Annotated in this window: 20 protein-coding genes and 3 tRNA genes; 10 read left to right on the top strand and 13 right to left on the bottom strand. The window is 69.2% G+C overall.

Annotation, left to right across the window (positions count from 1 at the left end; genetic code table 11):
• Positions 1–39 precede the first annotated feature (39 nt).
• A complete protein-coding gene (locus tag ACFW9O_RS08625; RefSeq protein WP_384606542.1) occupies positions 40–384 on the bottom strand; it encodes a hypothetical protein in 345 nt (114 codons plus the stop codon).
• A 209-nt stretch (positions 385–593) separates the two neighbouring features.
• Here ACFW9O_RS08625 and hrpA point away from each other — a divergent pair, with 209 nt between their 5' ends.
• From hrpA to ACFW9O_RS08610, 3 genes are all read left to right on the top strand, one after another.
• Positions 594–4,529 carry an ATP-dependent RNA helicase HrpA gene (gene hrpA, locus ACFW9O_RS08620; RefSeq protein WP_384606539.1) on the top strand — a complete coding sequence of 1,312 codons (3,936 nt, stop codon included), beginning with the start codon at positions 594–596 and terminating at the stop codon, positions 4,527–4,529.
• Positions 4,530–4,644: 115 nt separating this feature from the next.
• Positions 4,645–4,719, top strand: a tRNA-Asp gene (locus ACFW9O_RS08615).
• 142 nt (positions 4,720–4,861) lie between these two features.
• A complete protein-coding gene (locus ACFW9O_RS08610) occupies positions 4,862–5,203 on the top strand; it encodes a DUF6274 family protein (protein ID WP_384606536.1) in 342 nt (113 codons plus the stop codon).
• 594 nt (positions 5,204–5,797) lie between these two features.
• Here the strand turns inward: ACFW9O_RS08610 and bldC are convergent.
• The gene (gene bldC / locus ACFW9O_RS08605) at positions 5,798–6,004 is read right to left on the bottom strand and encodes a developmental transcriptional regulator BldC (protein ID WP_003949541.1); all 207 of its coding nucleotides are present in this window, start codon (positions 6,002–6,004) and stop codon (positions 5,798–5,800) included.
• 666 nt (positions 6,005–6,670) lie between these two features.
• Positions 6,671–7,516, bottom strand: coding sequence for a hypothetical protein (locus tag ACFW9O_RS08600; RefSeq protein ID WP_384606533.1), 846 nt, complete (start codon positions 7,514–7,516; stop codon positions 6,671–6,673).
• Between the two features lie 176 nt (positions 7,517–7,692).
• On the opposite strand from ACFW9O_RS08600, the gene ACFW9O_RS08595 reads away from it, so the two are divergent.
• Both ACFW9O_RS08595 and ACFW9O_RS08590 read left to right on the top strand, forming a co-directional pair.
• Complete coding sequence (locus tag ACFW9O_RS08595) at positions 7,693–8,775, top strand: Glu/Leu/Phe/Val dehydrogenase dimerization domain-containing protein (protein WP_351169968.1); 1,083 nt, start codon at positions 7,693–7,695, stop codon at positions 8,773–8,775.
• A gap of 351 nt (positions 8,776–9,126) precedes the next feature.
• Positions 9,127–9,384 carry a DUF3073 domain-containing protein gene (locus ACFW9O_RS08590; protein ID WP_033296941.1) on the top strand — a complete coding sequence of 86 codons (258 nt, stop codon included), beginning with the start codon at positions 9,127–9,129 and terminating at the stop codon, positions 9,382–9,384.
• Between the two features lie 129 nt (positions 9,385–9,513).
• Here ACFW9O_RS08590 and purM read toward each other — a convergent pair whose 3' ends face one another.
• Both purM and purF read right to left on the bottom strand, forming a co-directional pair.
• Positions 9,514–10,581, bottom strand: a complete 1,068-nt coding sequence (gene purM, locus ACFW9O_RS08585; protein ID WP_351169972.1) for a phosphoribosylformylglycinamidine cyclo-ligase — start codon at positions 10,579–10,581, stop codon at positions 9,514–9,516.
• Between the two features lie 60 nt (positions 10,582–10,641).
• On the bottom strand, positions 10,642–12,168 hold the full coding sequence (gene purF, locus ACFW9O_RS08580) for an amidophosphoribosyltransferase (RefSeq protein ID WP_351169975.1): 1,527 nt from the start codon (positions 12,166–12,168) through the stop codon (positions 10,642–10,644).
• 561 nt (positions 12,169–12,729) lie between these two features.
• Here purF and ACFW9O_RS08575 point away from each other — a divergent pair.
• Positions 12,730–12,822 carry a putative leader peptide gene (locus tag ACFW9O_RS08575; RefSeq protein ID WP_351169978.1) on the top strand — a complete coding sequence of 31 codons (93 nt, stop codon included), beginning with the start codon at positions 12,730–12,732 and terminating at the stop codon, positions 12,820–12,822.
• A gap of 208 nt (positions 12,823–13,030) precedes the next feature.
• Positions 13,031–14,509, top strand: a complete 1,479-nt coding sequence (locus ACFW9O_RS08570) for a sulfatase (RefSeq protein WP_384606528.1) — start codon at positions 13,031–13,033, stop codon at positions 14,507–14,509.
• Positions 14,510–14,530: 21 nt separating this feature from the next.
• Here the strand turns inward: ACFW9O_RS08570 and ACFW9O_RS08565 are convergent, their stop codons facing one another.
• The 8 genes from ACFW9O_RS08565 to purS all read right to left on the bottom strand — a co-directional run bounded on the left by ACFW9O_RS08565 (position 14,531) and on the right by purS (position 22,282).
• Positions 14,531–15,358, bottom strand: a complete 828-nt coding sequence (locus ACFW9O_RS08565) for an META domain-containing protein (protein ID WP_384606644.1) — start codon at positions 15,356–15,358, stop codon at positions 14,531–14,533.
• Between the two features lie 37 nt (positions 15,359–15,395).
• Positions 15,396–16,199, bottom strand: a complete 804-nt coding sequence (locus tag ACFW9O_RS08560) for a sterol carrier family protein (RefSeq protein ID WP_384606525.1) — start codon at positions 16,197–16,199, stop codon at positions 15,396–15,398.
• 51 nt (positions 16,200–16,250) lie between these two features.
• On the bottom strand, positions 16,251–17,450 hold the full coding sequence (locus ACFW9O_RS08555; protein ID WP_384606523.1) for a hypothetical protein: 1,200 nt from the start codon (positions 17,448–17,450) through the stop codon (positions 16,251–16,253).
• Between the two features lie 137 nt (positions 17,451–17,587).
• Positions 17,588–18,421, bottom strand: coding sequence for a M23 family metallopeptidase (locus ACFW9O_RS08550; protein ID WP_384606521.1), 834 nt, complete (start codon positions 18,419–18,421; stop codon positions 17,588–17,590).
• Positions 18,422–18,455: 34 nt separating this feature from the next.
• Positions 18,456–18,983 (bottom strand): ArsR/SmtB family transcription factor, encoded by a 528-nt coding sequence (locus tag ACFW9O_RS08545; RefSeq protein ID WP_384606518.1) that lies wholly within the window; start codon positions 18,981–18,983, stop codon positions 18,456–18,458.
• Between the two features lie 106 nt (positions 18,984–19,089).
• Positions 19,090–21,339 carry a phosphoribosylformylglycinamidine synthase subunit PurL gene (gene purL / locus ACFW9O_RS08540; protein ID WP_384606515.1) on the bottom strand — a complete coding sequence of 750 codons (2,250 nt, stop codon included), beginning with the start codon at positions 21,337–21,339 and terminating at the stop codon, positions 19,090–19,092.
• Positions 21,336–22,016, bottom strand: a complete 681-nt coding sequence (gene purQ / locus ACFW9O_RS08535) for a phosphoribosylformylglycinamidine synthase subunit PurQ (protein WP_351169996.1) — start codon at positions 22,014–22,016, stop codon at positions 21,336–21,338. The genes purL and purQ overlap by 4 nt, the downstream gene beginning before the upstream one ends.
• A complete protein-coding gene (gene purS / locus ACFW9O_RS08530; RefSeq protein ID WP_384606512.1) occupies positions 22,013–22,282 on the bottom strand; it encodes a phosphoribosylformylglycinamidine synthase subunit PurS in 270 nt (89 codons plus the stop codon). Before purS ends, purQ begins: the two co-directional genes overlap by 4 nt.
• Before the next feature lie 372 nt (positions 22,283–22,654).
• Here purS and ACFW9O_RS08525 point away from each other — a divergent pair, with 372 nt between their 5' ends.
• The 3 genes from ACFW9O_RS08525 (at position 22,655) to ACFW9O_RS08515 (ending at position 23,366) form a co-directional block, all read left to right on the top strand.
• Positions 22,655–22,990, top strand: coding sequence for an Lsr2 family protein (locus tag ACFW9O_RS08525; RefSeq protein ID WP_351170002.1), 336 nt, complete (start codon positions 22,655–22,657; stop codon positions 22,988–22,990).
• A gap of 151 nt (positions 22,991–23,141) precedes the next feature.
• Positions 23,142–23,213, top strand: a tRNA-Gly gene (locus ACFW9O_RS08520).
• Between the two features lie 80 nt (positions 23,214–23,293).
• Positions 23,294–23,366 (top strand) — tRNA-Gly (locus ACFW9O_RS08515).
• The last annotated feature ends 371 nt before the right edge of the window (positions 23,367–23,737 follow it).

Here is a 23,737-nt window from a genome sequence, read left to right as displayed (position 1 = left end):
GGTTTCTGCGGGAGAGGAGAGAAGGGGAGGCGGGTCCGCCTACACCCTCAGCACGGAAAGCTCGACGGGTGTGGGTGTGGCGGGACGCGGACCGCGTACGGCGAGCCGCACCGGCAGCGTGACCCGGGCCCGGTCGGTGACGGCGGGCAGGCCCACCGCGGCGGGGCCCGGCGCCTGGTCGTGCGGGGCGCGGGTCCGGGCGGGGAGGACGGGGTGGGTGCCGTCGTGGTCCCTGTTCCGGTCGCAGCCCGGTATGCCCGTGTTCCCGGCGGCGGCCACGGCCGGGAGCGTGCCCGTGCCGGCCGCCGTCGTCGCGGGTGCGCAGAGCAGCCCCAGTACGACCGCGAGCACCGCCGTCAGGCAGCGCCACCGCGCACGGGACATGGGACCGCCTCGGTCGAGGTACGGATGATCAGTTGCCCGAAATGGTACGTGCTGTGATCCGGCGCGCCCTCTCGGTCACCGGCGCGGTACGCGATCGGCCACCGGCGTGCCGGAATCCGGGTGGGAGCCCGCCACCGGGGGCCCATGAGAGGCGTCCGCGTGAAATGCGTTCGCCACTCCTCGCGCCCGGGTGAGATCCTGGGATCCGTATGTCTACTTCCTTTGCCGATCTCCAGTCCCAGCTCGGGCAGCTCTCGCTCCGCGACGCGCACCGGCTCGGCCGTCGTCTCGAGGGTGCCCGCCGCATCCGTAAGCCCGAGGACCGACAGTCCGTGCTGGACGAGATCGCGGCCGAGGCCGGAAAAGCAGCCGGGCGGCTCGCAGGACGCGCCGCCCGGATGCCGGTCCTGTCGTACCCGGAACAGCTCCCGGTCAGCCAGAAGAAGGACGAGATCCTGGAGGCGATACGCGACCACCAGGTCGTGATCGTCGCGGGTGAGACCGGCTCCGGCAAGACCACGCAGATCCCCAAGATCTGTATGGAGCTGGGGCGCGGCGTACGGGGCATGATCGGGCACACCCAGCCCCGCCGGATCGCCGCCCGTACGGTCGCCGAGCGGATCGCCGACGAGCTGAAGACCCCGCTCGGCGAGGCCGTCGGCTGGAAGGTGCGCTTCACCGACCAGGTGAACCCGGACGCCACCTTCGTGAAGCTGATGACGGACGGCATCCTGCTGGCCGAGATCCAGACGGACCGCGAGCTCCTCGCGTACGACACGATCATCATCGACGAGGCCCACGAGCGGTCGCTGAACATCGACTTCCTGCTGGGCTATCTCGCCCGGCTGCTGCCCAAGCGTCCCGATCTGAAGGTCGTCATCACCTCGGCGACCATCGACCCGGAGCGCTTCGCCAAGCACTTCGGCGCGGCGCCGATCGTGGAGGTCAGCGGGCGTACGTACCCGGTCGAGGTGCGCTACCGCCCCCTCCTCGAAGAGGACAGCGAGGATTCCGACCGCGACCAGATCACCGCGATCTGCGACGCCGTCGACGAGCTCCTGTCGGAGGCACCCGGCGACGTCCTGGTCTTCCTCTCGGGTGAGCGGGAGATCCGTGACACCGCGGACGCGCTGAACAAGAGGAATCTCCGGCAGACGGAGGTGCTCCCGCTCTACGCGCGCCTGTCGCACGCCGAGCAGCACCGCGTGTTCCAGCGCCACACGGGCCGCAGGATCGTTCTGGCAACGAACGTCGCGGAGACGTCGTTGACCGTTCCCGGCATCAAGTACGTGATCGACCCGGGCAACGCCCGGATCTCCCGCTACAGCCACCGCACCAAGGTCCAGCGGCTGCCGATCGAGCGGGTCTCGCAGGCCAGCGCCAACCAGCGCAAGGGCCGCTGCGGCCGTACGTCGGACGGCATCTGCATCCGGCTGTACTCCGAGGACGACTTCCTGACCCGTCCGGAGTTCACCGACCCGGAGATCCTGCGCACCAACCTCGCCTCCGTCATCCTCCAGATGACCGCGGCCGGCCTGGGCGACATCGAGAAGTTCCCCTTCATCGACCCGCCGGACCACCGCAACATCCGCGACGGCATCCAGCTGCTCCAGGAACTGGGTGCGCTGGATCTGGAGGAGAAGTCCCCCCAGGAGGGAAGGAAGGGGCAGCGGCTCACCCCGCTGGGACGCAAGCTCTCCCAGCTGCCGGTGGACCCGCGGCTGGCCCGCATGGTCATCGAGGCCGACACGAACGGCTGCGCCCGCGAGGTCATGGTGATCGCCGCGGCGCTCTCCATCCAGGACCCGCGCGAACGGCCCTCGGAGAAGCAGACGCAGGCCGACCAGCAGCACGCCCGCTTCAAGGACGAGACGTCCGACTTCCTGGCGTTCCTGAATCTGTGGCGCTACATCCGGGAGCAGCAGAAGGAGCGGGGCTCCTCCAGCTTCCGCCGGATGTGCAAGCAGGAGTACCTGAACTTCCTGCGCATCCGTGAGTGGCAGGACATCTACGCGCAGCTGCGTACGGTCGCCAAGCAGATGGGCGTCCAGATCAACGAGGAGGACGCGCCGGAGCAGTCGGTGCACACCTCGCTGCTGGCCGGCCTGCTGTCGCACATCGGGCTGAAGGACACCGAGAAGAACGAGTACCTCGGTGCCCGCAGCGCCAAGTTCGCGATCTTCCCGGGCTCGGCGCTCTTCAAGAAGCAGCCGCGCTTCGTGATGTCGGCGGAACTGGTCGAGACGTCCCGGCTCTGGGCGCGGGTCAACGCCAAGGTCGAGCCGGAGTGGATCGAACCGCTCGCCCAGCACCTGCTGAAGCGCACCTACAGCGAGCCGCACTGGGAGAAGGACCAGGCGGCGGTGATGGCGTACGAGCGGGTCACGCTGTACGGAGTGCCGATCGTCGCCCAGCGCAAGATCAATTTCGGCCGTATCGACCAGGAGGCGTCCCGCGATCTGTTCATCCGGAACGCCCTGGTCGAGGGCGACTGGCGTACGCACCACCAGTTCTTCCATGACAATCGCAAACTGCTCGGCGAGGTCGAGGAGTTGGAGCACCGCGCCCGGCGTCGCGACATCCTCGTGGACGACGAGACGCTCTTCGATTTCTACGATCAGCGGATCCCGGAGCACATCGTCTCGGGCGCGCACTTCGACTCCTGGTGGAAGCACAAGCGCCGGGACGAGCCGGACGCCCTGGACTTCGAGCGTTCGATGCTCATCAACGAGAAGGCCGGGACCGTCACCAAGGACGACTACCCGGACTCCTGGCGACAGGGGAAGCTCAAGTTCCGGGTGACGTACCAGTTCGAGCCGGGCGCGGACGCCGACGGCGTGACCGTCCACATCCCCCTGCAGGTGCTCAACCAGGTCACCTCGGAGGGCTTCGACTGGCAGATCCCGGGGCTGCGGGAGGAAGTGGTCACCGAGCTGATCCGCTCGCTGCCCAAGCCGATCCGCCGGCACTACGTCCCCGCGCCGAACTACGCGGACACGTTCCTGGACCGGGCCGTACCCCTGCAGGAGCCGCTGCCGTTCACCCTGGCCCGCGAGCTCCAGCGCATGGTCGGCGTCCCGGTCACGGCCGACGACTTCGACCTGTCCCGCATCCCGGACCACCTGAAGATCACCTTCCGGATCGTCGACGAACGGCGCCGCAAGGTCGCGGAGGACAAGGACCTGGAGGCGCTGCGGGTCCAGCTGCGCCCCAAGGCCCGCCAGGCCCTCTCCCAGGCCGCCGCGGCGACCGCGGGGCCCACCGGTGAGTCCATCGAGCGTTCGGGCCTCACGGACTGGACGATCGGCACCCTGAACCGGACCTTCGAGACCCGGCGGGCCGGCCAGCCGGTCAAGGCGTACCCGGCGCTGGTCGACCAGGGCGCGACCGTTGCCGTACGGCTCTTCGACACCGAGGCCGAGCAGCAGCAGGCGATGTGGCGCGGCACCCGGCGGCTGATCCTGCTGAACATCCCGGTGAACCCCGCGAAGTTCGCCTCGGACACGCTCAGCAACCAGCAGAAGCTGGCCCTGTCCCGCAATCCGCACGGCTCGATCCAGGCGCTCTTCGACGACTGCGCGACGGCCGCCGCCGACCGGCTGATCGCCGCGCACGGCGGCCCCGCCTGGGACGAGGCGTCCTTCCGGAAGCTGTACGACAAGGTGCGCGCGGACCTCGTGGACCTGACCGTGCGCACGATCAAGCAGGTGCAGCAGATCCTCGCGGCCTGGCAGGCCTGCGAGCGACGGCTGAAGGCCACGAACAGCCTGGTCCTGATCAACAACGTCACGGACGTACGGGACCACCTCGCCCGCCTCGTACCGCCCGGGTTCGTCACGATGACCGGGCTGCGCAGGCTGCCCGACCTGATGCGCTACCTGGTCGCCGAGGACCGCCGGCTGCAGCAGATGCCGACGAACGTCCAGCGCGACACCACGCGCATGGAGAAGGTCCACGAGATGCAGGACGAGTACGCCTGGCTGCTCGAACAGCTGCCGCAGGGAAGGCCCGTGCCGCAGGACGTCCTGGACATCCGCTGGATGATCGAGGAGCTGCGGGTGAGCTACTTCGCACACGCCCTGGGCACGGCACAGCCCGTCTCGGACAAGCGGATCGTGAAGGCGATCGACGCCGCGGCACCGTGAACCAGCCCGTTTCCGTGCCGTGACGGAGTCGCCACCACGGGTGAGTTCGACCTGGCCCTCCGACCTCCTGTACAGTCTGTTTTCGCAGCCAGCCGCAAGGCAGCCGCGAAAACCTGGTCCTGTGGAGCAGTTTGGAGTGCTCGCCACCCTGTCAAGGTGGAGGCCGCGGGTTCAAATCCCGTCAGGACCGCATATGACGAAAGCCCGGATCCTCTGGATCCGGGCTTTCGTGCGTCTTGACGGCGGCATCTGTCGCGGGTAACCCCATAGAACAGAGACTGCCCCTGTTTCCCTCGGTGCGGGGCGGTCCGGCCCACGGGGAGGTCGCACGCATGTCTGCGCCCGCGGCACGGCACGAGACCCGCGCGCTGCTGCGCGCCCATCTGGCGGCCGCATCCGGCTACCGGCACATCACCCGTCACTGCCCGATCTGCCATCGCCTGCTGCGGCTCGCCATGGAGCCCGTGACGGCCCCACAGGCGCCGCACCCGGACCCGGGGAACGACAGTGCCCCCGAACCGACCGGAACGTCCGAGAACGCCACCGAAGCCCCCGGAAGGGGCGCCGCACCGGCAGCCCCGCTCCCCGACCCACCGACGCCAGCAGAGGGTGCTCCGGGGGCCGGGCGGGGGAACGAGGGCAGACGCGACGACGAAGGACCCCGCGCACCCTGACCGCCGGCCGCCGGCATGCGCCTCCGGGCCGCGAAAGGCCTTTAGTTGGCCGGGCGTACGGTTGGCAAGACAGGGTCGGTGTGACGGGTGTCACCGAACGAGTTTTGAGAAGTGGGCACTTTACTCCCTTCCTACAACTAGCGAATTTAATATGTGCAATTGCACTGCGCATGAGGCACATCCCGGACCGTTCCGTCCGACCTGTCCCACGACGTCCGGGACCCACCCGAACAGGCCCGAACAGGCTCGCCCACAGTCGTACGCCCGCCCCTGAGGAAACCGACTCGTCGGCCCGTTCGGGCATTCACGGGGCGTCAGGCGGGCAGACGGGCACAGGAGGCGGACAGGACGGCGGACGGCCGGTCGCAGCGGCGTCGGGGCAGACAGGGCGGCTCCGCGGGCATCGAGGGCCCACAGGGCACAAAAAAAGATCGCGCTGGACCCGGCGGAGTCCAGCGCGATCGAACGACGCACCCTTATTGCGCAGGTATGACGCCCGTTGGGGCAGGCGTCCGTCGTGTGGAGCTATAGGTGGGCACTGTGGGTTGGGGGACCCGGCAGTAGCCCTGTTATGGCTGCGGGGGCAGGGGTGTATCAGGCCTCGCTGCGCTGCTGCGGAATACCCGCAAGCAGTGCGCGGACCTCTGCCTCGCGGTACCGGCGATGTCCACCGAGCGTGCGGATGGACGTGAGCTTGCCGGCCTTTGCCCACCGCGTGACCGTCTTCGGGTCCACGCGGAACATCGTGGCAACCTCAGCCGGGGTCAGCAGCGGCTCGGCATCAGGGGTGCGAGCGGTCATGAGCGGCCTCCTCGGGAGAACCGAACCATCTCGGTTCTTTCCTCTAAATTCTGCACCTTGACCCGCGTTGCCCGAAATGGCGGACGCGGGCCGAGTCGGTTATAGGACGAACGGCTTGTCCTCGGCACTACAACTACACCATCCGTCCAGCCACGTCGGCCAAACCGATGGAATTGCCCTCCCAGGTGTTCATCAGCGACGGAAGCCGATGGACCATGCCATAGCGGACAGTCACGCCCCAGTAACGATCAGTCACAGGACGACCAGGAGTCATCAGAAGTCGTCAGACCCCCCATGAGCATGCAATGCCAAGCATTTCGCCCATAGTTGGGCGAACAGAGTCCTCCCCGGACTCCTTGTCCTATTTTGGCATGAGGAGTAGGGAAGGGCGCAAGGGCCCCGTAAGTGCTATCCGTCACCCTTGAGGCAAAGGCCCGGTTCGGGACGTAGGTCCTGGGCCCACTGGAGTGACCTCCCGCCTCGTGTGTCACACGCGTCACACAGGCTGCGGGTTCACGGCTCGTCAGTTCCCGTCAGGGCATCCCCGTTCACCTCCGCCCGGCACCCTCGGCATCCGCCTATGCCGGACACCTCACGGGATGTCTCTTCCCTTCCGATCACACCGCTATGCGACGGTTCGTGGGATTTCACACAACTTCGGAGTCGTCAGTTGGCGGACTGCCGGTCGCGGACCGCCCGCCACCGCTCGGCGAGACGCCCGTACGCGACACCGGCCGCGTCGCTGTCGCCGGCCTTCAGCGCCGCGATCCCCTCGGCCACATCCGCCGCCGACCGGTCGGCGGCGAGCTGCTCGCGGGGCAGTGCGTGCACCAGGCCGCCGTAGTCCAGTTCCACCAGGGCGCGCGGATGGAACTCCTCGAGCCATCGGCCCACATCCACCAGCCCCTCGGTCAGCGGCCCTTCGTCAACCGTCTCGCGCAGCGTCCTGAGCGCCCGCGCCAGCCTCCGCCGCGCCTGCACCATCGGCGTGCGGTAGCGCAGCAGGGGCTGGGCACCGTCGGAGTCCGCCTCGACGTACTCGCGCTCCTCGTCGTCGAACAGGACGAACCAGCGCACCGGGACGTGCCACACCGTCGTCCGGATCCAGGGACGGGCGTCCGGGTTCCGCTCCGCCCACCGCTCGTAGTCCGCGATCGCCTGCCCCCGCACCACCGGGGGCAGCACCGCGTCCAGCACCGTGGCCGGAAACATCCCCCCGAGCTCCTCCAGCGCCAGCCATCCCCGCATCCGGGTCCGCCACGGACAGACGCAGACCGCCCCGTCCAGCTCCGCCACGAAGGCGTCCCCGCTCTCGTGCACGGGCACCCCCACCGGCGGGGTGGGCACCAAGTCCGCCAGCGAGCGACGCAGTTCGTCCTGCGCCGTGGGGAGCACGGAACGCTGCGCGTAGCGCGCCCAGTGACTGCGTTCGGGCTCCCGGAAGGCGGCGAGCGGCTCGTACACCCGCAGGTAGGACGTGTAAGGGACGAGCACTGAAGACACCACCGACATGCAGCAAATCGTGTCACGCCGGTACTCCGCCAGGGGGTGATCCTCGGCACTGGAACAGATCTGCGTGTCCCGAGGACTTACGCTCTTGCCCAGTCGGACCGGCACGGCCGGTCCGACTGGAGCCCTCCCCACCTTCAGGAGGGTCTTCCGCCGCTTCGTACTTGGGAGTCACCACAGTGACCAATCTGACCGACGGCGTCCTGCACACCCTGTTCCACTCGGATCAGGGAGGCCACGAGCAAGTCGTGATCTGCCAGGACCGTGACAGCGGCCTCAAGGCCGTCATCGCCCTCCACTCCACCGCTCTGGGCCCCGCCCTCGGCGGCACCCGCTTCTATCCGTACGCCTCCGAGGAGGAGGCCGTCGCGGATGCGCTGAACCTGTCGCGCGGCATGTCGTACAAGAACGCCATGGCCGGCCTGGACCACGGTGGCGGCAAGGCCGTCATCATCGGCGACCCGGACACCGTCAAGTCCGAGGAACTGCTCCTGGCCTACGGCCGTTTCGTGGCCTCGCTCGGCGGGCGCTACGTGACCGCCTGTGATGTCGGCACGTACGTCGCCGACATGGACGTCGTCGCCCGGGAGTGCCGCTGGACCACCGGCCGCTCCCCCGAGAACGGCGGCGCCGGGGACTCCTCCGTCCTCACCGCGTTCGGTGTCTTCCAGGGCATGCGCGCCTCCGCCCAGCACCTGTGGGGCGACCCCACGCTGCGCGGCCGCAAGGTGGGCGTCGCGGGCGTCGGCAAGGTGGGTCACCACCTGGTCGAGCACCTGCTCAGCGACGGCGCCGAGGTCGTCATCACCGATGTGCGCGAGGAGTCCGTACGCCGGATCACCGACCTGCACCCCGAGGTCGCCGTGGCCGCGGACACCGCCGCGCTGATCCGTACCGAGGGCCTCGACATCTACGCCCCGTGCGCGCTCGGCGGAGCGCTGAACGACGACACCGTGCCCGTGCTCACCGCCAAGGTGGTGTGCGGCGCGGCCAACAACCAGCTCGCGCACCCGGGTGTCGAGAAGGACCTCGCCGACCGCGCGATCCTGTACGCACCCGACTACGTGGTGAACGCCGGTGGCGTGATCCAGGTCGCCGATGAGCTCCACGGTTTCGACTTCGACCGGTGCAAGGCGAAGGCTTCCAAGATCTTCGACACCACGCTGGCCATATTCGCACGTGCGAAGGAGGACGGGATTCCGCCGGCCGCCGCGGCCGACAGGATCGCCGAGCAGCGCATGGCCGAGGCCCGTCGCCGCTGACGCTTCGCCCGATTCACCCGACGGCCATCGGCCCGTCATCGGACTGTGCAGTGCCGGTGACGGGCCGGTGGCGGCTCGGTGCCCGGCCGGTACGCCGGACGGGGAGACAAGGCTCACGCCGGTCGGCGGGTCGGCCGTCCGTAAGAGGTTAAAATCGCGGTTGACCAGCGAGGACGGGCTCCTCGACGGTCCTGTACCGAGGCACGTGATGCGGGCGGCGTACCGTATGGCCGAGGAAGCAGGTACCGTTAAAGCCACGGGCGCGGTCTCTCAGCCGAGAGTCCGTCCTGAAACATGAACGCGTGTCAAGACTCTGGGGCCGTCGAGCCCCGTCACCGAGGGGGTCGAGCCATGGGGCGCGGCCGGGCAAAGGCCAAGCAGACCAAGGTCGCCCGTCAGCTGAAGTACAGCAGCGGCGGGACTGACCTGTCGCGTCTGGCCAATGAGCTGGGCGCATCACCTTCGAGTCAGCCACCGAACGCTGAGCCGTTCGAGGACGACGACGAGGAAGATGACCCGTACGCACAGTACGCGGATCAGTACAACGACGACGAGGACGCGGACGAGGACGACCAGTCCGGTCCGTCGTCACAGCGCCGCGGCGCTTGACCTCGCGCTGACACATGAACCCGGTCCGGGCCTGCCCGGACCGGGTTCTGTGCTGTCCCGGTGCGGAAGGGTGGGGCCGGCCCCGCCTCACGCCGGTCCGGAGTGTGCCGGACCGGCGTTCGTGGCGTTCTACCGGGCGTAGCTGCCGGTCAGTTCGGCGCCCGAGGTGTGCGCGCCGCGGTCGGTGATCTCACCCGCGACCCACGAGTCGACACCCCGGTCGGCCAGGGTCGTGAGCGCGGCGTCCACCGAGTCGGCGGGAACGATCGCGATCATGCCGACACCCATGTTGAGCGTCTTCTCGAGCTCCAGCTGTTCGACCTGTCCGGCCTTGCCGACCACGTCGAAGACGGCGCCGGGCGTCCACGTCGAACGGTCGACCGTCGCGTGCAGCGAGTCCGGGACGACGCGGGCCAGGTTGTTGGCCAGGCCGCCGCCGGTGACGTGGCTGAAGCCGTGCACCTCGGTCGTGCGGGTCAGCGCCAGACAGTCCAGGGAGTAGATCCTGGTGGGCTCCAGGAGCTCCTCGCCGAGCGTCCGGCCGAACTCCTCGATCTCCCTGTCCAGGGCCCAGCCGGCCCGGTCGAAGACCACGTGGCGCACGAGTGAGTACCCGTTGGAGTGAAGACCCGACGACGCCATCGCGATCACGGCGTCACCCTTACGGATACGGTCCGGGCCCAGCAGCCGGTCGGCCTCGACCACGCCCGTGCCCGCGCCCGCGACATCGAAGTCGTCGGGGCCGAGCAGACCCGGGTGCTCCGCGGTCTCGCCGCCGATCAGCGCGCAGCCTGCCAGGACGCAGCCTTCGGCGATGCCCTTCACGATGGCCGCGACACGCTCGGGGTGCACCTTGCCGACACAGATGTAGTCGGTCATGAAGAGCGGTTCGGCACCGCAGACGACCAGGTCGTCCACGACCATGCCGACGAGGTCGTGGCCGATCGTGTCGTACACGCCCATCTGCCGGGCCAGATCGACCTTCGTGCCCACGCCGTCGGTGGCGGAGGCGAGCAGCGGGCGCTCGTAGCGCTTGAGTGCCGAGGCGTCGAAGAGGCCGGCGAAGCCGCCGATGCCCCCCAGGACCTCGGGGCGCTTCGTCTTCTTCACCCACTCCTTCATCAGCTCGACGGCGCGGTCACCGGCTTCGATGTCGACGCCCGCCGCCGCGTAGGAAGCACCTGTTGTCTCAGACATTGCCTGGGATCTTTCGTGTGGGAATACGGGGCTGGTGGGGAGGGAGCCGGTCGGTCCGGATCACGGACGACGCAGCGCGTCGGCCGCCGCGGTCGCGGCGGGGCCGGCCGCCAGCTCGGTCTCCAGCAGCTGCTTGCCGAGCAGCTCCGGGTCCGGGAGCTCCATCGGGTATTCACCGTCGAAGCAGGCGCGGCACAGGTTCGGCTTGTCGATCGTCGTCGCCTCGATCATCGCGTCGAGCGAGATGTACGAGAGCGAGTCGGCACCCATCGAGGTGGCGATCTCGTCGACGGACATGCCGTTGGCGATCAGTTCGGCGCGGGTCGCGAAGTCGATGCCGAAGAAGCAGGGCCACTTCACGGGCGGGGAGGAGATCCGGATGTGGATCTCGGCGGCGCCCGCCTCGCGGAGCATCCGGACCAGAGCGCGCTGGGTGTTGCCGCGGACGATCGAGTCGTCGACGACCACCAGGCGCTTGCCCTTGATGACTTCCTTGAGCGGATTCAGCTTGAGGCGGATACCCAGCTGGCGAATGGTCTGGGACGGCTGGATGAAGGTCCGGCCGACGTAGGCGTTCTTGACCAGTCCGGCACCGAAGGGAATTCCGCTCGCCTCGGCGTAGCCGATGGCCGCGGGAGTGCCCGACTCCGGTGTCGCTATGACCAGATCGGCCTCGACAGGAGCCTCGGCCGCCAGCCTCCGGCCCATCTCCACCCGGGAGAGGTAGACGTTGCGCCCGGCGATATCGGTGTCGGGGCGGGCCAGGTACACGTACTCGAAGACGCAGCCCTTGGGCTTCGCTTCTGCGAAGCGCGAGGTGCGCAGGCCGTTCTCGTCGATGGCGACGAGCTCGCCCGGCTCGATCTCGCGAACGAAGCTGGCACCGCAGATGTCGAGGGCGGCGGACTCGGAGGCCACCACCCAGCCACGCTCCAGGCGGCCGAGAACCAGGGGGCGGATGCCCTGCGGGTCACGGGCGGCGTAGAGGGTGTGCTCGTCCATGAAGACGAGCGAGAAGGCGCCCTTGACCTCGGGGAGCACCTTTGCGGCGGCCTCCTCGATGGTGAGCGGCTTTCCGTCCTCGTCCGTCTGGCCGGCGAGCAGCGCGGTCACCAGATCGGTGTCGTTGGTCGCTGCCACCTGGGTGGCACGGCCGTCCTTACGGGGAAGGTCGGCGACCATCTCGGCGAGCTGGGCCGTATTGACCAGGTTGCCGTTGTGACCCAGGGCGATCGAGCCGTGCGCGGTGGCACGGAACGTCGGCTGCGCGTTCTCCCACACCGAGGCACCGGTGGTGGAGTAGCGGGCATGACCGACCGCGATATGGCCCTGGAGGGAACCCAGAGACGTTTCGTCGAAGACCTGCGAGACCAGTCCCATGTCCTTGAAGACGAGGATCTGGGACCCGTTGCTCACTGCGATGCCCGCGGACTCCTGTCCACGGTGCTGCAGGGCATACAGTCCGAAATAGGTGAGCTTGGCGACCTCTTCGCCCGGAGCCCAGACACCGAAGACGCCGCAAGCGTCCTGGGGGCCTTTCTCTCCGGGGAGCAGGTCGTGGTTGAGTCGTCCATCACCACGAGGCACGGCACCGAGTGTAGGCGAGATCGACCACCGGTCCGAATTGGGGAAGCGTCGCGCACGACGTGTGGGAGCACCGCGGACGTGGCGGGGACGGGTTCCGACGGGCCGTTCCGGGTGACACCCAGTGATCACTCGGAGTGATCGCGGCCGGTTCGCCGGAGAGCCTTTCTGTGGGCGGGGGGCAGTCGGCGCCCGGATGAGCGGCTGGTTACCGGCCGGTTCGGGTGGGCCGTCGAAAGTGCGGCTCGCGGCCCTCTCGTGGCACTCGGTGAGCCGGGCCCGGGTGCCGGACGAACATCGGCCGCACACCCGTTTCGTGGTGAGCCTCACACTCGGGGGCGCGGCCGAGGAGCCCGCGGGGCGATCCGAGGGCCCGGGAGGGGATCCGGACGAAGGTCACGAGGGCTTCCCGCGTCCAGCGACGCTCCCGGGCGGCGGGGCCATTTCCGGGATCTGCGGGCCGGTCCGGGTAGCGCGGACGACCTCGTCCGCAGTACGAGACCTGTGTCCGCAGTACGAGACCGGCGTTGACAGGCTCATGGCCCGTTGGCAGGCTCCTGCCTCATGCAGCCCTCCGGTGATCTTTCGGTCCCGCTTGTAGAGCGCCGCCACGTCGATCTGGGACGTGTCGCGAGCGCCATCTGTCGCTGCGCCTGAGCCTGCCGCGCTCCTGGGGCCCCGCGCCCCGGTCCCGGACTTCCGGGGCGCGTGAGCCGAGCCCGCCCTTTCTCCCGCTTCTCCCTTTCTGCCCGCTCATGGCCGGGTGCGTTCCCGCACGCCCCCGACCCTGACGGGACCCCCGTCGCGTTCATCCACCTCGTGCGCCCTGCCCCGGCCGGCGCTCGGGGCCCGCCCTGGAGACCTCATGCCCACTCGCGATTCGAATACCAGTTCCCCTAAGCCGTCCGCCTCACCACTGAGCCGCCGCACCTTCACCACCGCGGTGGGCGCGACCGCCGCCACCGCCGCCGTCGGGGCGCAGGCCGCCTCACCGGCCGCGGCGGCTACCGGGCCGGCTTCCGGGCCTGCTTCCGGCGACGCGACGCGGGAGCAGCCCTTCCGTGCCGCCCGCGGCAAGCACTCCCGGCGTCCCAACATCCTGTTCATCCTCGGGGACGACCTCGGCTGGGCGGACCTCTCCTCGTACGGGGCCCCGCACATCCGGACCCCCAACCTGGACAGGCTCGGCCGCCAGGGGGTCCGGTTCACGGACGCGTACGCGGGGTCCGCCACCTGCTCCCCCACCCGGTTCAGCCTCTACACGGGGCGCTACCCGGGCCGCACCAAGGGCGGACTCGCCGAGCCCATCGCGGACAGGTCGGTGGGCCTCGAACCGACGCACCCGACGCTCGCCTCCCTGCTGCGCGGCGCCGGCTACTCCACCGCGCTGATCGGCAAGTGGCACTGCGGCTATCTGCCCGACTACAGCCCCACCAGGTCCGGCTGGGACGAGTTCTTCGGCAATTTCGGCGGGGCACTCGAGTACTACTCCAAGCTCGGGCTCGGCGGTGAGTACGACCTGTACGAGGGCGACGCCGAGTACAAGGACCTGCGCTACTACACCCGGATCCTGACGGAGCGCGCGAGCGAGTACGTCCAGCGCGACCACGACGCACCCTGGCTGCTCAACCTGAACTTCACCACTCCGCACTGGCCGTGGATCGCGGACGGCGACACCGAGGAGAGCGCCGAGATCGTCCGGCGCATCAAGGCGGGCGACAAGAGCGCGCTGTGGAACGCCGACGGCGGCTCGGTCCAGAAGTACACCGAGATGGTCGAGGACCTGGACCGCTCCGTCGGCGAGGTGCTGAAGGCCCTGAAGCGGTCCGGCCAGGAGGAGGACACCCTGGTCTTCTTCGCCAGTGACAACGGTGGCGAGCGCTTCTCCTACAACTGGCCGCTGTCCGGCAACAAGAGCTCGCTCCAGGAGGGCGGCATCCGCGTCCCCGCGGTGCTGCGCTGGCCCGCCCGCATCGACGCTCACCAGGTCAGCGACCTGCCCGTGTTCTCGCCCGACTGGACCGCGACGCTCCTGGAGCTGGGCGGCGCCCGGCCGGACCCCGCCTATCCGCTGGACGGCATCAGTCTCGCCGGATACCTGCTGCGCGACGAGGAACCGAAGGAGCGCGACCTGTTCTGGCGGGTGCGCGGGGAGCGGGCGCTGCGCCGCGGTGACTGGAAGTACTACCGGGGGAAGGCCGGCACCGACCAGCTGTTCAAGCTGGCCGACGACCAGCGGGAACAGGCGAACCGGGCGGCGGCCGAGCCGGAGCTGCTCGCCGAGCTGCGGGCGTCGTGGGAGAGGACGAACGCCGGTCTGCTCCCGTATCCGACGGGTTCCTGATCCCGCGTCCCACTCCGGGGATCAGCCCTTGGCCGCCGGGGCCGACGCGCCGAGTCCCTTGCCGTTCTCCGCGGTGAGGGACAAGGAACGGTGCCCGATCGTGTACGTCACCTTTCCCTTGAGGACACCGAGCAGCGTGCGCTCCAGCTCCATCTCGGGCCCCGGGCACATCTTCCGTGTGGAGGCGAGCGGGCCGAAGGTGATCGTGGAGCCGGCGACCGTCGCCGGGCCGTGGAAGGAGTTGCAGCCGAGGCTGCCTTCCACGGAGCCGTCCTTGCCGAAGGTGAGGTGCGCCTTGCCCTCCGTGCCGGCGGGCAAGGAGGTGGCGGTGGTCCCGGAGATCAGCCCGGTGACCTTCCAGGCGGTGCCGGCCAGCGGGGCCGGGGGCTGGGCGGTGAGGGCGATGGAGTCGCCGTCGGCCGTGGTCAGGGTCAGGGTCCTGTCGGCGCCCCGGCCCGTGACGGCGGCCTTGAGCTCGCCGTTGAAGGCACGGCCCATCGCCTTCTCGAACTGCTGGAGATCCTTCTCGCAGCCCATCTCGGTGGTGGTGCCCGGCCCGACGGTGACCGTGTCGCCGTCGACGCGGACATCCGCGGTGAAGCGGTTGCAGCCCAGATTGCCGCTCGCCCTGCCCTCGGAGTCGATCTCGACGTGGGCACCGGCCGGAGCAGCGGTCTTCTTCCCGTCGACGGTGAGGGAGGACACGCTCCAGTGGACACCGGTGACGGGCAGTTCGGTCCGTACGGTTCCGCTGCCGTCTCCGGATCCTGCTCCGGAGCCCGACTCCGTACCGCAGGCGGCAAGGGTGAGGAGGGCCAGGACGCTGACAGCCATACGTTGTTTGTGCATGGTCATGGGACGGATCGAGTAGCCGATCCGGTTCCCCTCAGCCCATCAGCGGGAGCAGGTGGGCCAGATCGGCCCGCTCACCACTGGCGCCGACCTGCGCATCGTCGAGCGCCCGCGCCCACCGGGTACGCCCCGTGGCCAGCCGGATCCAGGTGAGCGGATCCGTCTCCACGACATTGGGCGGCGTACCGCGGGTGTGCTTGGGCCCGCCGATGCACTGGACGACCGCGAACGGCGGGACGCGCACCTCGACGGACCCGCCGGGCGCCTTGTCGGAGAGTGCGTCGGCGAGCAGCCGTGTGCACGCGGCGAGCGCCTGACGGTCGTACGGGATGTCGAGGCCGGTCGCCCGGTGGAGGTCGTCCGTGTGCACGACGAGCTCGACGGTACGGGTGACCAGGAAGTCGCCCAGCCGCATGGTGCCCGCCCGGGTCGTCACCAGCCGCTCGGGCACTGCGGCGGGCACCAGCTCCCCGAACCTGGTGGCGGTCCGTTCGTACAGCGCGTCGAGGTCGGGCCATTCCTCGGCCAGTGCCCGGGTGGCGTCGGCGATCGCCCCGGCGCGCCCGGCCGTGGAGAGCGGCCACTCCAGCAGGGTGAGGTCGGGCTTCGGTCCGCCGGCCGGTTCGGGCAGCTCCAGGCTGTCGCTGACCCGCCCGAGCGCCATCGTCATGTGCGCGGCCAGATCCCGTACGGTCCACTCGCCCAGCCGGGCCGGCAGGGCGAGCTGTTCGGGCGCGAGTGCGCGAACGGCTTCCCGCACGTGGCCGAACTGGGCCAGGACCGCGGTCAGGGTCCTGGAGTAGTCGTACGCGCGCATGCGCTTCTTGGCCGGTGGCATGGGAGCGAGACTAACCGGCGCCTGTGACATCGACCGCCGGTCGTTCTCGGATCAACTCCGGGCGAAGTCCGCCTTCTCGGGGAAGGCGACGCCGGTGCAGCCGCGGCGTTCGGTGGCGTCGTCGACGTAGGCCCGGAACAGTCCTTCAAGCCGGTCGGCGACTATTCGGTCGTACGGGTAGGCCAGCCACATCACGTGCACGGCGGGCCGGCCTCCGCAGACGGAGGACGCCCACCAGATGCCGCTGGAGTCCGTACCCGCGGTGCCCGGGGCGAGCTCGGCCGGACCGAGCGTCTCGTTGCTCAGAAGCCCTCGCGTCCCGTCTCCGACGTACGTCTCGGTCTTCACCCACCAGGGGGAGTACTTCAGTACGTTCTCCAGCTTCTGCGGGTGGTCCGCGGTCTTCGCGTAACCGGGGTAGATCCTCCGGGTCTCCTTCTCCCCGACCGCCAGCACGCAGGCGTCATGGTCGCTCGCCCTGCCCGCCGGAGCGGCCAGCGCCCGGTCGGGGAGCTGCCCGCGGCCCTCCGTGGCCAGGAAGCGCCGGTACCAGGCGCAGGTGCCGCCCGTGCTCGCCGGGGAGCCGAGTGCCGACTTCGGCTCGGCCAGTACGGCGGGAAGACCGGGGAGTTCCGCCGTGCACCCCGTCCGCCCCGCGGCCCGGTCCGCCGCCTGACGCGCCAGGCCGGCGAGCGTGCGGCGGTCCTCGGGCGTGACGGGCTCGTCGTACTGGGCGACGGCGGTCGCCTCTATGGAGGAGACCGCGCCCCCCTTCTCGCACAACGCCCGCGCCGTCACCTTGTACTCGTCGTACTCGCCCAGGCGCCCGTCTCCGAGCGGGTGGGGGAGCGCGTGGCGCACCACGAGGGCCGGCTCGTCGGCCGTGTACCGGGAGCGGAAGGGCCGGTCGGACTCTTCGTCGATCTCGGTCTCGTCCTCCTCGGACTCCTCGGCGTCCGGGTCCGACGCGTGCCGGGCGAGGGCGAGCGAGAAGTGCCCGTACGTCGTCCCCGGATCGCCGACCCGGTAGACGAGACAGCCGCTGGACCGCTCGTCGGTGTCGGCCTCGTGTTCGTCGGAGAGCTTGACCCGGTTGACGCCGCCGCCGTTGAGCCCGAGGACGGGGTCGGGATCGATGAGACCGCCGCACGCCGCTGTGATGCGCTCACGGCTCTCGGACCGGTCGCGGAGGTCGATCAGCTCCAGGGCGAAGGCCCAGACACTGAGGCCGATGCCGGCCACGGCGCACACGCACAGCAGCTTGTTGAAGGCGTTTCCCCAAGGCCCGCGGTCGGGCCATTCCCTTGCGGCACCGCCCTGTTGCGCACTTCCCCGCTCGTCCACCGTCGTCCCCCCGTACATCACAACGTGTAACGATCGCCAAGCTATCAGCCGCTGCTGACAGCCTCGTCGGCGACGAACGCCTCGCCGTTCGCCGGGATGCCGAGGCCCCGCCAGGTGAAGGGAACCCCGCGGCCCACATCGAGGTCCGGGTGGTCCATCAGCTGGAAGTGCACATGCGGTTCGGTCGAGTTGCCCGAATTCCCGCACAGGGCGAGCCGCTGACCCTCCCGTACGGTGTCCCCCGCCCTCACCCGGAGCGAGCCGCGCCGGAGATGGGCGTACACGGCGTACGTACCGTCGCCGACGTCCAGCACGATGTGGTTGCCGACGATCCTGCCCGCGCCGGCCATGTCGCGGAGGGACGCCTCGACCAGCATCAGATAGGCGAGCGCCGGGCCGGAGTTCCGGCTGAGGTGGTCGCGCTGCCCGTCGCTCGCGTGCACGACGGTGCCGTCCGCCACCGCGAGCACCGGGGCGCCGAAAGCGGGGAAGTCCTGATTGCGGCGGACGACGGGCCACAGCCACCGGAACGGCGGGCGTACGGGGACGCCTTCACCCTCCGGGTCGGCCACGATGTCGATCGCGTACGTCTGTCCGTAGCCGTGCGTGCCGTGGCTGGGCACCTTGTCCGCCGGACTGTTGAGCGCGGTCCACCGGCCCGTCACCGGCGGACCGACCTCCACCGGCGGGCCCGCCTTCGCCAGGTCCGTACGGCTGCGGCGGCCCACGGCGAGACCGATGACGACCGCCATGCCCGCGGGCACGAACGTCAGCCCGTAGGGGACGAGCGGATCCGCGAGGACGCTCACGAGCACCAGGGCGACGAAGACGATCCAGCAGCAGCGGTAGAGGATCATGACTGCTTTGCGAACGGGCATGACGGTTCCCCTCATCAGGTGTGGTCCGGTGCGGTCAGGGCCGGGCCGCCGTCAGGACCACCAGCAGCGGCACCACCCGGGCCGCCGGTACCTCGTAGCGCCCGCGTCCCGTCGTGTGCAGCCAGCCGGCGCCGGTCAACAGGCGCAGGTGGTGGTAGATCTGACCGGTCGTGCCTGTCTCGTCCAGCTCGGCCAGCTCGGCAGCGGTACGCCGGCCGCCGAGGATCTCCCGGAGCAGCCGCAGCCGTACCGGATGGCCGAGCGCGGCCAGCGGTTCGGCGGCTTCCGCCCAGTCGGGGCGGTCCTCGTCCGAACCGAGGAGCCCTGCGGTGAGTGCGCCGTACTGCCACTCGTACCGCTCACCGGCCGGCAGCCGTACCGCGCCCGTGAACAGCACCCCGCCGTCGGCGGCGGCGTCCCCGAGCCGGCCGAGCTGGTCCTTCAGCCCGTCCAGCGCCCAGAAGTCGCCGTCGCCCAGACTCGGCGACCCGCCGCCGTCCGCAGCCTGCTCCAGCACCGCCAGTCGGCGCTCCAGCTCGGCGACACGCTCCTCAAGCTCCACAGCACACACCTTACGTAATTACGTAATAATCATCAACGGGTCTCGGGCAGGAACACCGAAGCCCCCGTCCGGTCGACCCGGACGGGGGCTTCGGTACAGGCGGAACTCAGGCGAACAGACCCTCCAGGGTCCCCTCGTGCGCCGTACGCAGCTCGCTCAGCGGAATGCTGAACTCGCCCTGGATCTCGATCGCGTCGCCGTCCACGACACCGATCCGGGCCACGGGCAGACCCCGAGCACCGCACATGTCGTTGAAGCGGAGCTCCTCGCTGCGCGGAATCGAGACGATCGCGCGCCCCGCCGACTCCGAGAACAGGAAGGTGAACGCGTCCAGACCGTCCGGGACGACCAGCCGGGCACCCTTCCCGCCGCGCAGGCAGGACTCGGTGACCGCCTGGATCAGGCCGCCGTCGGAGAGGTCGTGCGCCGCGTCGATCATGCCGTCGCGGGAGGCCGAGATCAGGATCTCGCCGAGCAGCTTCTCGCGGCCCAGGTCGACCTTGGGCGGCATGCCGCCGAGGTGCTGGTGGATGACCTCGGACCAGGCCGAGCCGCCGAACTCCTCGGTCGTGTCGCCCAGCAGGTAGAGCAGCTGGCCCTCTTCGGCGAAGGCGACCGGCGTGCGCCGGGTGACATCGTCGATCACACCGAGCACGGCCACGACCGGCGTCGGGTGGATCGCCGTCTCACCGGTCTGGTTGTACAGCGACACGTTGCCGCCGGTGACCGGGGTGCCGAGCTCCAGGCAGCCGTCCGCGAGACCACGGGTGGCCTCGGCGAACTGCCACATGACGTCCGGGTCCTCGGGCGAACCGAAGTTCAGGCAGTCCGAGATGGCGAGCGGCTTGGCACCGGACGCGGCGACGTTGCGGTACGACTCCGCCAGCGCGAGCTGTGCGCCCGTGTACGGGTCGAGCTTCGCGTACCGGCCGTTGCCGTCGGTCGCCATGGCAACGCCCAGGTTCGACTCCTCGTCGATCCGGACCATGCCGGCGTCCTCGGGCATCGCGAGCACGGTGTTGCCCTGCACGAAGCGGTCGTACTGGTCGGTGATCCAGGACTTGGAGGCCTGGTTCGGGGAGCCGACCAGCTTGAGGACCTGCTCGCGCAGCTCCGTACCGTTCGCCGGACGGGCCAGCTTGCCGGCGTCGTCCGCCTGCAGCGCGTCCTGCCAGGAGGGGCGGGCGAACGGCCGGTGGTACGTCGGGCCCTCATGGGCCACGGACCGCGGCGGTACGTCCACGATCTGCTCGCCGTGCCAGAAGATCTCCAGCTGCGAGCCCTCGGTCACCTCACCGATGACGGTGGCGATGACGTCCCACTTCTCGCAGATCTCCATGAAGCGGTCCACGTGCTGCGGCTCGACGATCGCGCACATGCGCTCCTGCGACTCGCTCATGAGGATTTCCTCGGGCGAGAGGGAGGAGTCGCGCAGCGGCACGGTGTCCAGCTCGACGCGCATACCACCGGAGCCCGCGGAGGCCAGCTCGCTCGTGGCGCAGGAGAGCCCGGCGCCGCCGAGGTCCTGGATGCCCGCGACGAGCTTCTCCTTGAAGATCTCCAGGGTGCACTCGATGAGGAGCTTCTCCTGGAACGGGTCGCCGACCTGGACGGCGGGGCGCTTGGTGGGCTTGGTGTCGTCGAAGGTCTCCGAAGCCAGCACGGAGACGCCGCCGATGCCGTCGCCGCCGGTGCGGGCGCCGTACAGGATCACCTTGTTGCCGGGGCCGGAGGCCTGGGCCAGGTGGATGTCCTCGTGCTTCATCACGCCGATGCAGCCGGCGTTGACGAGGGGGTTGCCCTGGTAGCAGGCGTCGAAGACGACCTCGCCACCGATGTTCGGCAGGCCCAGGCAGTTCCCGTAGCCGCCGATGCCCGCGACGATGCCCGGCAGGACCCGCCGGGTGTCGGGGTGGTCGGCCGCGCCGAAGCGCAGCGGGTCGACGACCGCGATCGGACGGGCACCCATGGCGAGGATGTCGCGGACGATGCCGCCGACGCCGGTGGCCGCGCCCTGGTAGGGCTCGATGTACGAGGGGTGGTTGTGCGACTCGACCTTGAAGGTGACCGCGTAGCCCTGACCGACGTCGACCACACCGGCGTTCTCGCCGATGCCGACGAGCATCGCGTCGTTCTCGGGGACCTTCTCGCCGAACTGCTTGAGGTGGACCTTGCTGCTCTTGTAGGAGCAGTGCTCGGACCACATCACGGAGTACATGGCGAGCTCGGCGCCGGTGGGACGGCGGCCCAGGATCTCGCGGATCCGGGCGTACTCGTCCTCCTTGAGGCCGAGCTCCTTCCAGGGCTGCTCGGCGTCCGGGGTTTCGGCCGCGTGCTTGACCGTGTCCAGGCTCATGCGTTGACCAGCTTCTTGATGATCGAGGTGAAGAAACCGAGGCCGTCGGTGCCGCCGGTGCCGATCAGCGGCTCCACGGCGTGCTCCGGGTGCGGCATCAGACCGACGACATTGCCCGCGGCGTTGGTGATGCCGGCGATGTCGCGCAGCGAACCGTTCGGGTTCAGGTCGGCGTAGCGGAACGCGACGCGGCCCTCGGCCTCCAGCTCGTCGAGCGTGTGCTCGTCGGCGGTGTACCGGCCGTCCACGTTCTTCAGGGGTACGGAGATCTCCTGGCCGGCGCTGTAGTCCGAGGTCCAGGCGGTCTCCGCGTTCTCCACCCGCAGCTTCTGGTCGCGGCAGATGAAGTGGAGGTGGTTGTTGCGCAGCATCGCGCCGGGCAGCAGGTGCGCCTCGGTCAGGATCTGGAAGCCGTTGCAGATGCCGAGGACCGGCATACCGGCCTTCGCCTGCTCGATGACGGTCTCCATCACCGGCGAGAAGCGCGAGATGGCGCCCGCCCGCAGATAGTCGCCGTAACTGAATCCGCCCGCCAGGATGACCGCGTCGACCTGGTGGAGGTCCTTGTCACGGTGCCAGAGCGAAACGGGTTCGGCGCCCGCGATCCGGACGGCCCGCAGGCTGTCCCGGTCATCGAGCGTGCCGGGGAAAGTGACGACTCCGATACGAGCAGTCACTTCGGCTCCTCGGACTTCTCGTCCGCCTCGATCTTGACGATGAAGTCCTCGATGACGGTGTTGGCGAGGAAGGTCTCGGCCATCTCGTTAATTCGGGCGAGGACGGCATCGTCGACCGGCCCCTCGACCTCGAGCTCGAAACGCTTTCCCTGACGTACGTCCGCGATTCCTTCGAAGCCGAGACGGGGCAGTGCGCGCTGCACAGCCTGTCCCTGCGGGTCGAGGATCTCCGGCTTGAGCATGACGTCGACTACGACGCGTGCCACTGGCACTCCCGGTGGTGTGGTGCGGCTGTGTCTCCGAGGGGTTCCCCAGATCCCCGCGGGTCCACTCAGCGTACCTGGCCAGAAATTCTACGCGGGTAGATATCGAACGGCCCGGATCACACCGAGATATCGACCGCGACAACATGCGGGGAAAGTCCTGGGAAAAATCTTCACCCGGATTGCACGCGGACACGCTGGTGTAATTGGCTGGGCTTCACAATGCTGCTCCTACCGCTGTACAAATGATTACGGGGGAAAGCACCATTGCCCCGGAACAGTCGACACCAGTCGATCCGCATCCGCCTAGCAGCCGGAAGGCCCGGCATCAGCGCATGTCAGACGCGCCGATGCCGCAGGAAAGGACCGATATCCGTGGCTCAGCGCGTAGTGGTCACGCTCTCCGACGACATCGACGGGGGAGAAGCGGCGGAAACGGTCACCTTCGCCCTTGACGGGAAGTCGTACGAGATCGACCTCAATCCCGTCAACGCAAAAAAACTGCGGAAGGCGCTGGCCCCGTACATGTCGGCCGGCCGAAAGCAGACAAATGCCAGTAAGCATGGCAAGACCCCGGTGTCGTACCACCACACGTCCCTCGCGCCCGACCCGGCGGCCGTGCGCGCCTGGGCCCGCTCGCACCGGATGGAGGTGCCGGCCCGCGGCCGGATCCCCAAGAAGGTCTACGAGGCGTTCCAGGCCGCCAGTTGAGAGTTACTTCCGGAACGTCCCATTCCGGAACGATCTTCCGGCTCCCCGGCGGAACACCCCGGGGAGCCGACTTGCACAACACCCCTGCAGGTCGGCTAGAGTCTGGAGCACGCCGAAGGGCAAGGCCGAAAGGCCGGGCCTCACGCAGCGTGCGGGTGTAGTTCAGTAGTAGAACATCCCCCTTCCAGGGGGAAGGCGCAGTGTGCAATTCCTGTCACCCGCTCTTCACTGCCTTGCCGGACCACTCCTGTGGATCAGGTACAGTAGTGACCGCTCCACCGGTGAAAGCCGAGTGGCGGCAATGCGGACGTAGCTCAGTTGGTAGAGCGCAACCTTGCCAAGGTTGAGGTCGCCAGTTCGAACCTGGTCGTCCGCTCTTGTTCAAAGGCCCCGATCGATATCGATCGGGGCCTTTGTCGTATCCCCTTATCGACCCGTGCCGTGTGTCATGAGCAGTGATGACAGCGCGCACTGCTCGCCTCCCTGATCCGGCGGAAGTCCTGGGTCATGACCAGCGACGGCTTTCTCCTTCCGGCGCGGCCATCGAAGCGAGCGAGGTCACGCCGGCGGCGACGAGGCCGTGAGCGGGATCTCCTTCTCCGTGGCGCGCGGCGAGCTCTTCGCCCTGCCCCCTGGACCCGACGGCGCGAATCCGGATCCGCCTCGCGGTCGCGGAGGAACGGCTCCGGTTCGCGGGCGTCACATGCGCGAGGTGATGGGGCACAACCTCGCCGTGATGGCGCCGAG

The sequence above is a fragment of the Streptomyces sp. NPDC059499 genome, assembly GCF_042749285.1.
Lineage (GTDB): Bacteria > Actinomycetota > Actinomycetes > Streptomycetales > Streptomycetaceae > Streptomyces.
The sequence above is the reverse complement of the archived record's forward strand: the minus strand, read 5'-3'. Positions and strand labels throughout refer to the sequence as shown.